The organism is Mesobacillus subterraneus, from assembly GCF_003937825.1.
Taxonomy (GTDB): domain Bacteria; phylum Bacillota; class Bacilli; order Bacillales; family Cytobacillaceae; genus Mesobacillus; species Mesobacillus subterraneus.
In genome coordinates this window covers 57,323-70,180 of the sequence record NZ_RSFW01000012.1, presented here as the reverse complement: position 1 = coordinate 70,180, position 12,858 = coordinate 57,323, and the positions used below count along the sequence as shown (strand labels likewise).

The 12,858-nt window shown below is 44.4% G+C and carries 11 protein-coding genes and 1 pseudogene; 8 read left to right on the top strand and 4 right to left on the bottom strand.

Annotation, left to right across the window (positions count from 1 at the left end; all coding sequences use genetic code 11):
* The first annotated feature begins 5 nt into the window (after positions 1-5).
* Entirely contained in the window at positions 6-521 is a 516-nt protein-coding gene (locus EJA10_RS09775; protein ID WP_125479818.1) for a L,D-transpeptidase, read from the top strand.
* A 46-nt stretch (positions 522-567) separates the two neighbouring features.
* On the opposite strand, the gene prli42 is transcribed toward EJA10_RS09775, so the two are convergent.
* Complete coding sequence (gene prli42 / locus EJA10_RS23330; protein WP_023627413.1) at positions 568-663, bottom strand: stressosome-associated protein Prli42; 96 nt, start codon at positions 661-663, stop codon at positions 568-570.
* Between the two features lie 451 nt (positions 664-1,114).
* Here prli42 and mce point away from each other — a divergent pair.
* From mce to EJA10_RS09755, 4 genes and pseudogenes are all read left to right on the top strand, one after another.
* Positions 1,115-1,529: pseudogene (gene mce / locus EJA10_RS09770) on the top strand (methylmalonyl-CoA epimerase).
* Between the two features lies 1 nt (position 1,530).
* Positions 1,531-3,081, top strand: coding sequence for an acyl-CoA carboxylase subunit beta (locus EJA10_RS09765; RefSeq protein ID WP_125479817.1), 1,551 nt, complete (start codon positions 1,531-1,533; stop codon positions 3,079-3,081).
* Positions 3,082-3,155: 74 nt separating this feature from the next.
* Positions 3,156-4,277 (top strand): tripeptidase T, encoded by a 1,122-nt coding sequence (locus tag EJA10_RS09760; RefSeq protein ID WP_125479816.1) that lies wholly within the window; start codon positions 3,156-3,158, stop codon positions 4,275-4,277.
* A 186-nt stretch (positions 4,278-4,463) separates the two neighbouring features.
* On the top strand, positions 4,464-4,946 hold the full coding sequence (locus tag EJA10_RS09755; protein ID WP_125479815.1) for a chemotaxis protein CheW: 483 nt from the start codon (positions 4,464-4,466) through the stop codon (positions 4,944-4,946).
* Between the two features lie 59 nt (positions 4,947-5,005).
* On the opposite strand, the gene EJA10_RS09750 is transcribed toward EJA10_RS09755, so the two are convergent.
* Entirely contained in the window at positions 5,006-6,718 is a 1,713-nt protein-coding gene (locus tag EJA10_RS09750; RefSeq protein WP_125479814.1) for a methyl-accepting chemotaxis protein, read from the bottom strand.
* Between the two features lie 211 nt (positions 6,719-6,929).
* Between EJA10_RS09750 and EJA10_RS09745 the strand changes: the two genes are divergently transcribed.
* Both EJA10_RS09745 and gndA read left to right on the top strand, forming a co-directional pair.
* Positions 6,930-8,204 (top strand): DNA polymerase IV, encoded by a 1,275-nt coding sequence (locus EJA10_RS09745; protein ID WP_125479813.1) that lies wholly within the window; start codon positions 6,930-6,932, stop codon positions 8,202-8,204.
* 140 nt (positions 8,205-8,344) lie between these two features.
* A complete protein-coding gene (gndA, locus tag EJA10_RS09740; protein ID WP_125479812.1) occupies positions 8,345-9,754 on the top strand; it encodes an NADP-dependent phosphogluconate dehydrogenase in 1,410 nt (469 codons plus the stop codon).
* A gap of 106 nt (positions 9,755-9,860) precedes the next feature.
* Here the strand turns inward: gndA and EJA10_RS09735 are convergent, their stop codons facing one another.
* Positions 9,861-10,595 (bottom strand): YwaF family protein, encoded by a 735-nt coding sequence (locus tag EJA10_RS09735; RefSeq protein WP_125479811.1) that lies wholly within the window; start codon positions 10,593-10,595, stop codon positions 9,861-9,863.
* Positions 10,596-10,742: 147 nt separating this feature from the next.
* Here EJA10_RS09735 and EJA10_RS09730 point away from each other — a divergent pair, with 147 nt between their 5' ends.
* Positions 10,743-10,949, top strand: coding sequence for a zinc ribbon domain-containing protein (locus EJA10_RS09730; RefSeq protein ID WP_125479810.1), 207 nt, complete (start codon positions 10,743-10,745; stop codon positions 10,947-10,949).
* Positions 10,950-11,113: 164 nt separating this feature from the next.
* Here EJA10_RS09730 and zwf read toward each other — a convergent pair whose 3' ends face one another.
* Entirely contained in the window at positions 11,114-12,580 is a 1,467-nt protein-coding gene (gene zwf / locus EJA10_RS09725) for a glucose-6-phosphate dehydrogenase (protein WP_246017749.1), read from the bottom strand.
* Between the last annotated feature and the right edge of the window lie 278 nt (positions 12,581-12,858).

Genomic DNA, 12,858 nt, shown 5'->3' with positions numbered 1-12,858 from the left:
ATAGTATGCCAGTGTTTATTTCTTTGCTTCTTTCAGCGTTTATTTTTTCACCTGTATGGCCTCTTGGACCAAATCCGCTGCCTGGAGACCCATTTGTCATTGTGAATAAACAGACGAATGAGGTAGCATTGATCAATGAGAACAGAGTGCAGACAGTTGTCAGTGCTGCAACGGGGAAATCAGAAGATTTAACCCCGGAAGGCCTGTTCTCTGTTACAGTGAAAGCACCGAATCCATATTATCGAAAGAAGGATATTCCAGGAGGGGACCCGAACAATCCGCTTGGCACCAGATGGATCGGGTTTGATGCCGAGGGTACAGATGGACGGACATATGGAATCCATGGAACGAATGATCCTGCCAGCATTGGCAAGAAGATTTCACAAGGGTGCATCAGGCTGCAGAATGAAGCAGTCGAGTCACTATATGAGTACATACCACTGGGAACGAAAATCCTCGTTACTTCCACATCCAAAAGCTTCATCGAGCTGGGGAAGGAACATGGGGCAATAAGTGAATGAGAAAAGGGCTGTCAGATGACAGCCCTTTGATATTTTTACTATGAAATTATAGGAAAGTTGATAATCCCATTAGAAGGGTTGAAGCAAGCATGGTAAAAAGCATGATGTAAACGACGACCTTCCTGATATTCGGCTTACGCATTTCATTTCCCCCTTCCAGAGCAATAGCAGTCTACCTTTATTATTTTACATGCACTTCAAGAAATGGACAACCCCTATCGGCAAACGCGACTTAAGTTATGACCTTTTTGTGGCCTCTCTTCTCTATGCGACCTTTTTGAATTTTAACTGGTATTTAGACTTACAGAATAAAGCCCTTAGCAGTCTTTTACCTGTTTTCAGGCTGATAGAATTGGTTCTTTACGCCCTTTTGCGCACCATAGCCTTAAATCGGACTCATAGAAAGGTTCTATGTTACCCTTTAGAAGAACCTATGCTCACCCCATGGGCTTTATAGGATCTGGTCTAAAAGAATGCTGTCGAGGATGATCGAAACAGCTCAAAATCAATAGATAAATTAAGAAGGATTTATGACAGTTGTATCGAATAGATAAATGATTAAATATATTTAAATAGTATTTGGAGGGAATCACATGATTAAAAAGGTCGACCATATCGGCATTGCTGTCAAATCTCTTGAGCATGCCCTCCCATTTTATACAGATGTGCTGAAATTGCCATTGCTGGGAATTGAGGAAGTAGAGAGCGAGAATGTGAAGGTGGCTTTCCTGAAAGCAGGGGAAACGAAGCTGGAGCTTCTTGAACCAACCTCCGAAGAGAGTGCGATTGCCCGTTATATTGAAAAGAGAGGCGAAGGAATTCACCATGTTGCCCTCGGTGTGGAGTCTATCCAGGATCGGATCAATGATATGAAGGAAAATGGCATTAAAATGATTCAGGATGTACCTAAGAAAGGGGCAGGGGGGGGCACTGGTAGCATTCATGCATCCAAAATCAACAGGAAGCATTTTATATGAACTTTGCGAGAAAAACAAGGAGGCTGAATAAAATGCCAGACATCTATGAAAAAATTAATGAACTATATGACCGCCGACGGGAGATTGAACTGGGCGGCGGTGATGAACGGATAGAAAAACAGCATGAAAAAGGAAAGCTTACAGCACGTGAGCGCATTGAATTGCTAGTTGACCCGGGCAGTTTCGTGGAATTGAATCCATTCATCCAGCATCGCAGCAAAGACTTCGGTCTGGAAAACCAAAAGGGTCCAGGCGATGGAGTTGTAACCGGTTACGGAAAAGTGAATGGCCGGCCAATCTATCTGTTTTCACAGGATTTCACTGTGTTTGGTGGAGCCTTGGGTGAAATGCATGCAAAGAAAATTGCCAATGTCATGGATCTTGCCGCTAAAAATGGTGCTCCATTTGTCGGTTTGAACGATTCAGGCGGCGCGCGAATCCAGGAAGGGGTTGTTTCTCTTGATGGATATGGACATATTTTCTATCGCAATTCCATTTACTCAGGTGTGATTCCGCAAATATCCGTGATCATGGGTCCATGTGCGGGAGGTGCTGTGTATTCACCAGCCATCACTGACTTTGTTTTCATGGTTGAAAAGACGAGTCAAATGTTCATTACCGGGCCTAAAGTAATCGAGACCGTTACCGGGGAAAAAATCTCTGCGGAGGATCTTGGCGGTGCAATTGTACATAACACGATCAGCGGAAATGCGCATTTCCATGGCCAATCCGAAGAGGAGACACTTCAGCAGGTAAGGCTGCTGTTGAGCTATTTGCCTCAAAACTATGAAGAAAAACCGCCTCGCCTTGAAGCGGATGATAAGGATGACTACAGGCCTGACCTGACTGATGTGATTCCATTCGATGCAGTCCGTCCTTATGATGTACGGAAGGTGATCGAGCAGGTAGTCGATACAGATTCTTTCCTAGAGGTTCAGAAGGATTTTGCCAAGAATATCGTGATCGGGCTTGCTAGGATCAAAGGTGAAGTTGTCGGTCTTGTCTGCAACCAGCCAAAGGTAATGGCAGGCGGCCTGGATATCGACTCATCTGATAAAGCTTCACGTTTCATCCGATTCTGTGACTCATTTAATATCCCGATTATTACGTTCGAAGATGTCACTGGTTTCTTCCCTGGCATTAAACAGGAGCATGGGGGAATCATCAGGCATGGCGCCAAGATCCTTTACGCTTATTCAGAAGCAACTGTCCCTAAGCTTACGGTGATTTTACGAAAAGCCTACGGCGGAGCCTATGTTGCCTTGAACAGTAAATCAATCGGTGCAGATCTTGTTTATGCATGGCCGAATGCAGAAATTGCGGTGATGGGTCCACAGGGAGCAGCCAATATCATCTTTGCAAAAGAAATCCAGAACAGCGACAACCCAGAGCTGACAAGGCAGCAAAAAATCGATGAATATCGTGAAAAGTTCGCCAACCCATATGTAGCGGCAAGCCAGGGAATGGTTGATGATGTCATCGACCCTCGCGATACTAGAATCAAGCTGATTCAGGCACTTGAAATGCTACGTAACAAGAAAGAAGATAGACCAGGCAAAAAACACGGAAACATCCCGCTCTAAAATTTTGTATTTGGTGTTGTTATTCATTTAGCGTTATACTCAAATGGTATATACATAATTGGAGGTTTGCTAGGATGATTAATAACGAGCGTTTATTAAATGAGTTCTTGGAGCTTGTCCAAATCGACTCTGAAACAAAGTATGAAACGGAAATTGCCCGCGTCCTTAAGCAAAAATTCGAGGACCTTGGCGTAGAAGTTATTGAAGATGACACGACTGCACAAACCGGGCACGGAGCAGGAAACCTGATTTGTACGTTGAATGGTACAAAAGAAGGCGTCGATACCATTTACTTCACTTCCCATATGGATACTGTTGTTCCTGCAAGAGGAGTGAAGCCCTCCATTAAAGATGGTTATGTAGTGACAGACGGAACAACGATCCTTGGAGCGGATGACAAAACAGGTCTTGCAGTCATGCTTGAAACAATTCGTGTGCTGAAGGAACAATCCATTCCGCATGGAACGATCCAATTCATCATTACGGTTGGAGAAGAATCAGGCCTTGTTGGAGCAAAGGCATTGGATCCATCATTGGTAAAAGCAAAATACGGTTATGCGCTTGACAGCGATGGAAAAGTTGGAAATATCGTGGTTGCCGCTCCGACTCAAGCAAAAGTTGCTGCTGTCATCCATGGGAAAACAGCTCACGCTGGAGTTGCACCTGAGAAAGGTGTTTCTGCTATCACGATTGCAGCAAAAGCAGTGGCCAGAATGCCGTTAGGCCGCATTGATGAAGAAACAACCGCGAACATCGGCCGTTTCCAGGGCGGTACACAGACAAATATCGTTTGCGACCGTGTGGAAATCCTGGCGGAAGCTCGTTCACTAATCCCAGAAAAAATGGAAGCACAAGTGGCGAAAATGAAGGAAGCCTTTGAATCTGCCGCAGCAGAAATGGGCGGCAAGGCAGAGGTTGAGATTCAGGTCATGTATCCAGGATTCAAGTTCGGTGATGGCGACCTGGTCGTTGAATTGGCCAAGAAAGCTGCTGCGAAGATCGGCAGAGGCAGTGAATTGCTTCATAGCGGCGGCGGAAGCGATGCAAATGTCATTGCAGGCTTTGGCGTACCGACCGTCAACCTCGCAGTAGGATATGAAGAAATTCACACAACAAATGAGAGAATGCCAATCGAAGAGCTTGAAAAGCTCGCCGAGATGGTCATTGCATTGATCGAAGAAGTATCTGCACAATAAGATGAGAAGGGCTTCCATTTGAGGAAGCCCTTTTATTTTTCCATCACAGCAAGAGTGCTTCACTTTCCATTGACAAGCAGGTTTTTAAAAGTCCTAAAAATTGTGAGTCAAAAGACCGATATAAAAGAAGATGAATACATTTAATGAAGAAAAGGTATCAGAAATTTTATTAAGGGTGTGAACCTAATGGCTGAGAGCAATAAAACAGTAGTTTTCCAGGCTGGGAATGAGGAGTATGCTTTTCCAATCCTCTATGTCATTTCGATTGAGAAGCTGGAGGGGATGACAGCGATCCCGCATATGCCTGATTACGTCACTGGACTCACGAAGGTAAGAGGCGATTTGATTCCCGTCATAGATTTAGAGAAAGTCCTGTATCAACGAGATATCCAGGCAGATGAGAAAACAAGACTGGTCGTATTGCAGACGGAGGAGATTTCACTGGGGGTTCTTGTGAGGGATGCAAAGGAGATTTTGGAGATCCCTGCAGAAAATCTGAAACAGCCTGGGCTAATTGCCTACCAGAAGACGAAATTCATCACAGGAATTGCTAATTTTGATAAACGGATGATCATGGTCATCGACCCGGAAACATTGATCCAATCACTTGAAGGAATCAAAGAAATCAAGGAGTATATGAAAAACCAGAAGCAGGAATTACATAAGTAACCTTACAGATTTATTTCCGAATAAAAATAAGCTGATCCATTATCGGATCAGCTTATTTTTTACAGCTTGAAGCTTGAGATTGATTTTCTCAAATCGTCGGACATGCTTGAAAGTTTGCCGGATGATTCTAAAAGCTCCTGCATCGTGGCATTCTGTTCTTCTGTCGTTGCGGCCACTTGTTCAAGGAATTGTGCTGAACGTGTGGAAGCTGTGATGACTTCGTTCGCTGACTGGGCCATGAACTCCATTTTTTCGTTTGCGTTCTCGACTGCACCGCTGACATTGTTTCCGTTTCTGCTGACTTCCTCTATCGATTGCGCAATTTCAGCGAATGTTGTCGCTACTTTTTCTACCAATTCATTGCCTTTATGTACAGTGTTTTGGCTTTCATCCATCATGCTGACAGCAAGGATCGTTTCTTTTTCTGTCTGCTGAAGGATATCACGGATACTTTCTGCAGCACCGGCAGACTGTTCCGCCAGCTTGCGAACTTCCTGTGCAACGACACCAAAGCCTTTTCCATGCTCACCGGCACGTGCTGCTTCGATGGCTGCGTTCAGGGCCAGCAAATTCGTCTGGTTGGAGATATCCGTTATGATTTCAATGATGCGGTGAATCTCTTGAGAGTTGTTCTTCAAAGAATGGATCACTTTCGACAGTTCTGTAACCTTTTCATTGATCTGATCCATCTGTTCGGTCACACTGAAGGCGTAATGTTTGCCTTGTTCAATTTTATCTTTCGTGCTGGATGTCTTCTGTAATGTTTCTTTCAGCGAGTCATTCACCTCAAGCAATTGGGAAGACACATTTTCGACAGCTTCATTCGTACGTTCTGAGATTTTCACTTGTTCATCCGAAGCAGTTGCGACCTGCATGATTGATGTCGTAATCTCATTGTTGGCCTCTGTTGTGGCTTCGGCATTCAGCCTTAAATTGTTCGACATCTGCCGTACGTGGTCAGAAGATGACAGAATGCTTGAAATCGAGGCCTTCAGATTTCCCGACAACTGGTTCATAGCGGCGATGATCTGGCCGACTTCATCCTTGCTCTTCACATCTAATGCTTTTACGTTTAATTCTCCTGCAGCGAGCCTTTTACAATAGGCAACGACATTTTTTAGATCTTTACTAATGTTCCGAGATACAAAATAAATCGCGACAGAAGAGATGATAAAAGCGACAACTATAATGATGAATGTATTCCTGACCATGGATGCAATTGATGAATATGTTTCCTTCATGATTTTGCTGCGGTCCTCAAGGAGTAAATTTCTTAATCCGTTTAGCTTGTCGATATTCATATCGCGAATGGTTTCCGCTTTGTTGGCCAGGCTGATCTGGGTGAAAATATCAACCTGTTCTCCATTTTTCTTGAATTGGTCAACAGTTTTTAAAATATCACTTTCCCAGACTTTATCCATATGCTTGTCTGTATTGACAATCGCATCAAATAAAGTTTTTTCTTCACCAGTTTTCACGCTTGCTTTTAATTTTTCTGCTGAAGCATTGAAATGTTCCGATTCTTCTTTGTAGAGTGTCAGAAGCTCAGGTTTTGGTTCAGTTATGTAGTCGGTGATGATGATGTATTTCTGCCGGAAAGTCGACCCCATTTCGCTGATCATGATCGCATAGTCACTCTTTTTCTCGGCCAGGTCGATTGCTCCCTGAAGATTATTTAATACTGCGGACAGGTAAATAAAACTTCCGAGAAAAATGACCATTATGAATGCGAAAACGCTTGCATACTTCTTTCCAATAGACCAATGCTGCATAAAATCTTCCCCCGTATTCTGATATGTTACTTTTTAACTATATAACTATTTATCGGCTGCAGGGAATCGAACTTTAACGTTTTTGCTGGCAACTTCACATAAAATTCACAAAGCCTGTCATGTTTACTTCGGAAACTAAAATCTATTGAAGGGTAACTTAACGACTTTTTTGATAAACTAAAAGAGAACATATATTTGGGAAGTGGCCGTAATGAAAGAAATGTATCCAAAAAAGGGCAGAGTCATTTTGCATGTCGATATGAACAGTTTCTATGCATCTGTAGAGATGGCATACGATTCCGAGTTGAAAGGAAAACCACTGGCGATTGCTGGTAACCCTGAAGAGCGGAGGGGAATCATTGTTACCTGCAGTTATGAAGCGAGGAAATTCGGGGTGCGTACGACGATGCCGTTATGGGAGGCGAAGAAGCTTTGCCCGGAATTGATTATCAGAAAACCAAACTTCGATCGGTACCGTGCTGCATCGGCGGCGATGTTCGATTTATTGCGGCAATACACAGAATTGGTAGAGCCGGTTTCGATTGATGAAGGGTATATGGATATAACAGGATGCTCCGATATGGGTTCCCCCTTGGAAATCGCTGAAAGTATCCAAAAAAGGATACTTGAACAGCTGGATTTACCCTGTAGCATCGGGGTGGCCCCGAATAAATTCCTGGCCAAAACGGCTTCGGATATGAAAAAGCCGCTGGGAATCACTGTTTTAAGAAAACGGGACATTCCAACCGTACTTTGGCCACTTGAGGTTGGGGAAATGCACGGAGTAGGAACGAAAACAGCGGATAAACTAAAAAGTATCGGAATTGAGACGATTGGCGGACTGGCAGCAGCAAATGAAATCCAGTTAAAAGGGCTTCTGGGCATTAATGGCATTAAGTTGAAAGAAAGAGCGAACGGCCTCGATAGCCGCGCTGTCGACCCCGATTCCGTGTATGATTTTAAAAGCATAGGCAATTCAACGACGTTGCCCAGGGATCTATCGAATCAGCATGAACTCCTTAAGGTTTTGGATCGGCTTGCCGAACAGGTTGCAGCAAGAATGAAGCGGAAGGAAGCCGTTGCGACCAGTTTAAGTGTGATGATCCGATTCAAGGACCGGAAAACGATTACCCGGAGCCAAAAGCTGCAAAATCCCGTTTCGAAAAAAGATGAGATTGCAACAGCTGCCAAATCGCTTTTCCTTAAGCATTGGAATGGGGATGCTGTCAGGCTGCTCGGAATTACAGGGACGGACTTGATGGAAGCGGATCAAGCTGTCAAACAACTGGATCTCTTCTCATACGAACAGGATGCCAAAAAAGAACCGCTGATCAATACAATGAGCCAGCTGCGAGAGAAATATGGGAAGGCAATCATTGAAAGTGCTGGTTACCAGATGAAAAAAACGGACAGCACAGGCAGCGGGACAAGCTTCAATAAAGATTTTCTGCAGGATCGCAAGCGTAGAGATGAAGGGGACATATAAAATGAATAATGTGTTTATCCTGGTGACGAACAGTCAAAATAAAAAGGGATGGACCGGATTATTTGAATCCATAACATATCATTGCTACATTAGATTGTATGAACTTAAAACAAGTTAAAAGTGGAAAGGACGTTGGGAATATGTCAAAACAGCAAATTGGAGTCATCGGCCTGGCTGTAATGGGGAAGAATCTTGCCATGAATATTGAGAGCAGGGGGTATTCTGTATCCGTTTATAACCGTTCAAGAGAAAAAACGGATGAAATGCTTGAGGAAACAAAAGGGAAGAAAATCGTTGGAACATTTTCAATTGAAGAGTTTGTACAGTCGCTCGAAATGCCGAGGAAAATTCTGCTTATGGTCAAGGCCGGGGCTGCCACGGATGCGACCATTGAACAATTGAAGCCTTATCTCGAAAAAGGTGACATCATCATTGATGGCGGAAATACATATTTTGCTGATACTCAGCGCCGCAACAAGGAATTGAGTGAATTAGGGTTTCACTTTATCGGTACAGGCGTATCAGGCGGAGAAGAAGGTGCGCTCCATGGCCCGTCCATCATGCCTGGAGGGCAAAAGGAAGCTTACGATTTAGTTGCACCGATTTTCCAGGACATCTCTGCAAAAGTAAATGGGGAAGCATGTACCACCTATATTGGTCCTGATGGAGCCGGCCATTATGTGAAAATGGTTCATAACGGCATCGAATACGGCGATATGCAGCTTATTGCTGAATCATACTTTATGTTGAAGCATATCCTTGGCCTCAGCGCAGAAGAGCTGCATGAAGTTTTTGCTGATTGGAACAAGGGTGAGCTGGACAGCTATTTGATTGAAATCACCGCAGACATCTTTACGAAAAAGGACGGTGAGACAGGAAAACCGCTTGTGGATGTCATTCTTGATACTGCCGGACAAAAGGGTACTGGCAAATGGACAAGCCAGAGCGCGCTGGATTTGGGAGTACCGCTTCCTATTATCACTGAATCCGTATTTGCCCGATTTATCTCCGCGATGAAGCCGGAGCGTGCAGAAGCGAGCAAGGTTCTGAGCGGACCTGAAGTGAAGCCTTTTGACGGAGACCGCAAGGCATTCATTGAATCCATCAGAAAAGCACTTTACTTGAGCAAAATTTGCTCATACGCGCAGGGCTTTGCGCAAATGAGAGCTGCATCGGATGAATACAATTGGGATCTGAACTATGGAGAAATCGCGATGATTTTCCGCGGAGGCTGCATCATCAGAGCCCAGTTCCTGCAGAAAATCAAAGAAGCATACGACCGAAATCCGGAACTGAAAAACCTGCTGCTCGATCCTTATTTCAAGGATATTGCCGACAACTACCAGCAATCCTTGCGTGAAGTGATTTCGGCAGCCGTCATGAACGGAATCCCGGTACCAAGCTACTCAGCTGCCCTGTCTTACTTCGACAGCTACAGAACCGAAACACTGCCGGCCAACCTGATCCAGGCCCAGCGCGATTATTTCGGAGCCCACACCTATCAGCGTATCGATAAAGAGGGAATCTTCCACACTGAGTGGATGGAATAATATACGAACAGCGAACCTTGTGTTCGCTGTTCTTTTTAGTCTGCAATAAAAAAAGGATTCAGCCATCAAACAACTGAACCCCTTTCGTCTGCCTATGCATTTTCTCTTATGTCTCATTGAAGGAAGATTCCTTCCGGTTCCCGTCCCGGTTGCGCAGCAGGCGCCAGGCAATCAGGCTGAATAAGATGAGTAAACTTTCCAATGAAAAAATATACCATGGATAGGGACCCAGTAAATCCATGAAGCTTGGGCTCTGCGGCTTGTGGCGCAGGAACCAGTAGTTCCCGTCTGCTCTTTTGTTAATAACCAGGATGACAGGCAGGAGCAGATTGATAAATGTAACTGCCTTTAATACGGATTGGAACGTAGGGTAATAGCCTTTTATCCATGTGAAATAAAGGGTTACCCATACAATCATCATATGGGCATAGAAAAAATGAAAAAAGCGGAAATGGGGGAAGTCGTACGTTAAAGCTGGTGTTACAATGGCTTGCGTCGCTCCGAGAATCGCAATGAAAAATAACAATTCATAGAGAACTTTTTTCCTTGTCACCAGCAGAGCGATGGTCAGGAGAACACCGATATTACACAGCTCCAAAGGCATAGAACGGCCTAATTTCCAGACTCCGTGCTTATACATCCAAACATGATTCAAGACCTCTATCATGATCAGCGAAAGGCACACTCCAATTTCGGCACTTCTCCACTGGTTCTCTCTCCATTTCTTTCTGAAAAGGAAGAGCACAGCATTGATCAAAAGAAAGATTGTCAGGATGCCTATGTGGCTTCCAGAAAAAATAGTGAATTCAATACCCTTGTTGCCATGGCCGAACCATTCCATGATGCCCACCTCGGTTATGAAAATAGAACAATCATAAGTTGTCCTCAAGGAGAATTTTTTATACGGCAACGAATATGGTGGAAAATGAAACCATTTATTACCAAGGCCGTATATTACTTATAATTTTCAAAAGGGAGATGGGCAGAGATGAATGGAAAAGGCTGTATGAAGTGTGGGAGTACAGATGCAGGCCAAAAAGATGTTGCGATGACAGGTACGGGATTATCGAAGATGTTTGATATCCAGAACAATCAATTCACGGTTGTGTTTTGCAGGAAATGCGGCTATTCGGAGTTCTATAATAAAGAAGCCTCAGCAGGATCAAATATCCTTGATTTCTTCTTTGGAGGCTGAGCCAAAAAAATCCCGTCTGAACACCTGTTCAGGACGGGATTTTTTGTTATCCAGCTTCAGTGCCTAGCCCCCGGACCATAAGCCGCCCGGCTGTGGTGGCTGAGGAACTGCCTCCTGGAGGTTCGTGCCTGTGGAGACTAACCAAGGCGCTTAAGCATTTTGCTTTAGCATTTTTCTACATCAATCTCGGTGATTGGCCACCAGAAAAAGCCATCTTTCTCAAGCAGCTTGTCTGCGGCATCAGGGCCCATTGAGCCAGATGTGTAGTTAGGGAAGCTTGGTTCTTTCGTGTTTTCCCATACAGCTGAAATATTGTCCACGAAGCTCCATGACAGGGCGACCTCATCCCAGTGAGTGAAGTTCGTCGCATCGCCGCGCAAGGAATCGAATAAGAGCTTTTCATAAGCTTCAGGCGTGTTTATTCCATCAATACCTTTGTTGGCATAGTTCAGTTTTACCGGAGTTGCATCGGTACCCTGTCCTGATTTCTTGGCGTTCAGGTGAAGGGTGATTCCTTCCTCAGGCTGGATATGGATGACCAATAGGTTCGGGTTGACGGTTTTCTCCGGCCGATAGTACAAATCCATTGGGATATCTTTAAATTGAATCACGATTTTCGTAGACTTTGCTTTCATCCTCTTGCCTGTACGGATGTAAAAGGGTACTCCAGCCCAGCGGAAGTTATCAATCATCAGCTTGCCGGCGACGAACGTTTCAGTATTCGAATCAGGGTCGACCATCTCTTCGTGGCGGTATGCCGGTACTTCTGTGCCGTCCATGTTGCCTTTATCGTATTGGCCCCTGACAAAGTATTCATTGACTTCATCGCCTTCAATCGGTCGCAGGGCACGGAACACTCTTACTTTTTCCGAACGGATTTCATCCGTCGTCAATTTGATTGGCGGTTCCATGGCAAGCAGTGAAACCATTTGGAGCATATGGTTTTGGACCATATCCCGCAGGGCACCACTCTTCTCATAATAGCGTCCGCGCTCTTCCACTCCGAGAGTTTCACTTGATGTTACCTGGATGTTCGAGATGTACCGGTTATTCCATAGCGGTTCGAACATCGCATTCGCAAAACGGATGACTTCGATGTTCTGGACCATCTCTTTTCCGAGATAGTGGTCGATACGGTAAATCTCATCCTCGGAAAAAGCAGTCCGGATTTGCTTGTTCAGAACCTTGGCGGATTCAAGATCGTGACCGAATGGTTTTTCAATGACCAGCCGTTTGAACCCGGATACATCCGTAAGCTTATCTTTCTTTAAGTGGTCGGCGATTGTGCCGAAGAATTCTGGTGCCATCGCCAGATAGAATAAGCGATTGCCATTAAGTCCATAGTGGCTGTCCAGGTCTTCCGCCAGCTTTCTTAGTGAAACATAGGAACTGGAGTCAGCAACATCATGGGAATGGTAGAAAAATTTTGAAATGAAATCAGCGGTGTTTGCTTCTGATTCCCCATTTTTCTTTACTGATTGCTGGACCTTCAACTGGAATTCTTCATTTGAAAGAGAGCGTCTGCCGACACCAATGACCGCGAATTTGTCAAGCTGTCCTTTTTCAAACAGATTATAGAGGGAAGGAAATAATTTACGGTTCGCCAGGTCTCCCGTAGCCCCGAAGATCATGATTAGTGCTGTTGGTTTTTCGGTGATTGCCACAATATAGAACCTCTCTTTATGTGAATTTAATTCATATGTAGAAAAAACACTTTACAAATACAAAATTTTATCGGTTTAAGGAACAATAAGCAACTGTTTGAACCATAATTAGTTTTCTTCCAATTGACTGGAACTATGCTTTCCTGGTTCGGAGTTTGGCGAACAGGCTCTCTATCCCTTATGATAGATGCAGAAGAAGAAAGAACTAGCCTGTACTGATGCAGGCGTTTTTTTGAGAGAGGATG

What these genes read in the sequence shown, in the direction of transcription:
- EJA10_RS09775 (WP_125479818.1), top strand. Translation starts at nt 6, where the DNA reads ATGCCAGTGTTTATTTCTTTGCTTCTTTCAGCGTTTATTTTTTCACCT.
- prli42 (WP_023627413.1), bottom strand. Translation starts at nt 663, where the DNA reads ATGCGTAAGCCGAATATCAGGAAGGTCGTCGTTTACATCATGCTTTTT.
- EJA10_RS09765 (WP_125479817.1), top strand. Translation starts at nt 1,531, where the DNA reads ATGCCAGACATCTATGAAAAAATTAATGAACTATATGACCGCCGACGG.
- EJA10_RS09760 (WP_125479816.1), top strand. Translation starts at nt 3,156, where the DNA reads ATGATTAATAACGAGCGTTTATTAAATGAGTTCTTGGAGCTTGTCCAA.
- EJA10_RS09755 (WP_125479815.1), top strand. Translation starts at nt 4,464, where the DNA reads ATGGCTGAGAGCAATAAAACAGTAGTTTTCCAGGCTGGGAATGAGGAG.
- EJA10_RS09750 (WP_125479814.1), bottom strand. Translation starts at nt 6,718, where the DNA reads ATGCAGCATTGGTCTATTGGAAAGAAGTATGCAAGCGTTTTCGCATTC.
- EJA10_RS09745 (WP_125479813.1), top strand. Translation starts at nt 6,930, where the DNA reads ATGAAAGAAATGTATCCAAAAAAGGGCAGAGTCATTTTGCATGTCGAT.
- gndA (WP_125479812.1), top strand. Translation starts at nt 8,345, where the DNA reads ATGTCAAAACAGCAAATTGGAGTCATCGGCCTGGCTGTAATGGGGAAG.
- EJA10_RS09735 (WP_125479811.1), bottom strand. Translation starts at nt 10,595, where the DNA reads ATGGAATGGTTCGGCCATGGCAACAAGGGTATTGAATTCACTATTTTT.
- EJA10_RS09730 (WP_125479810.1), top strand. Translation starts at nt 10,743, where the DNA reads ATGAATGGAAAAGGCTGTATGAAGTGTGGGAGTACAGATGCAGGCCAA.
- zwf (WP_246017749.1), bottom strand. Translation starts at nt 12,580, where the DNA reads ATGATCTTCGGGGCTACGGGAGACCTGGCGAACCGTAAATTATTTCCT.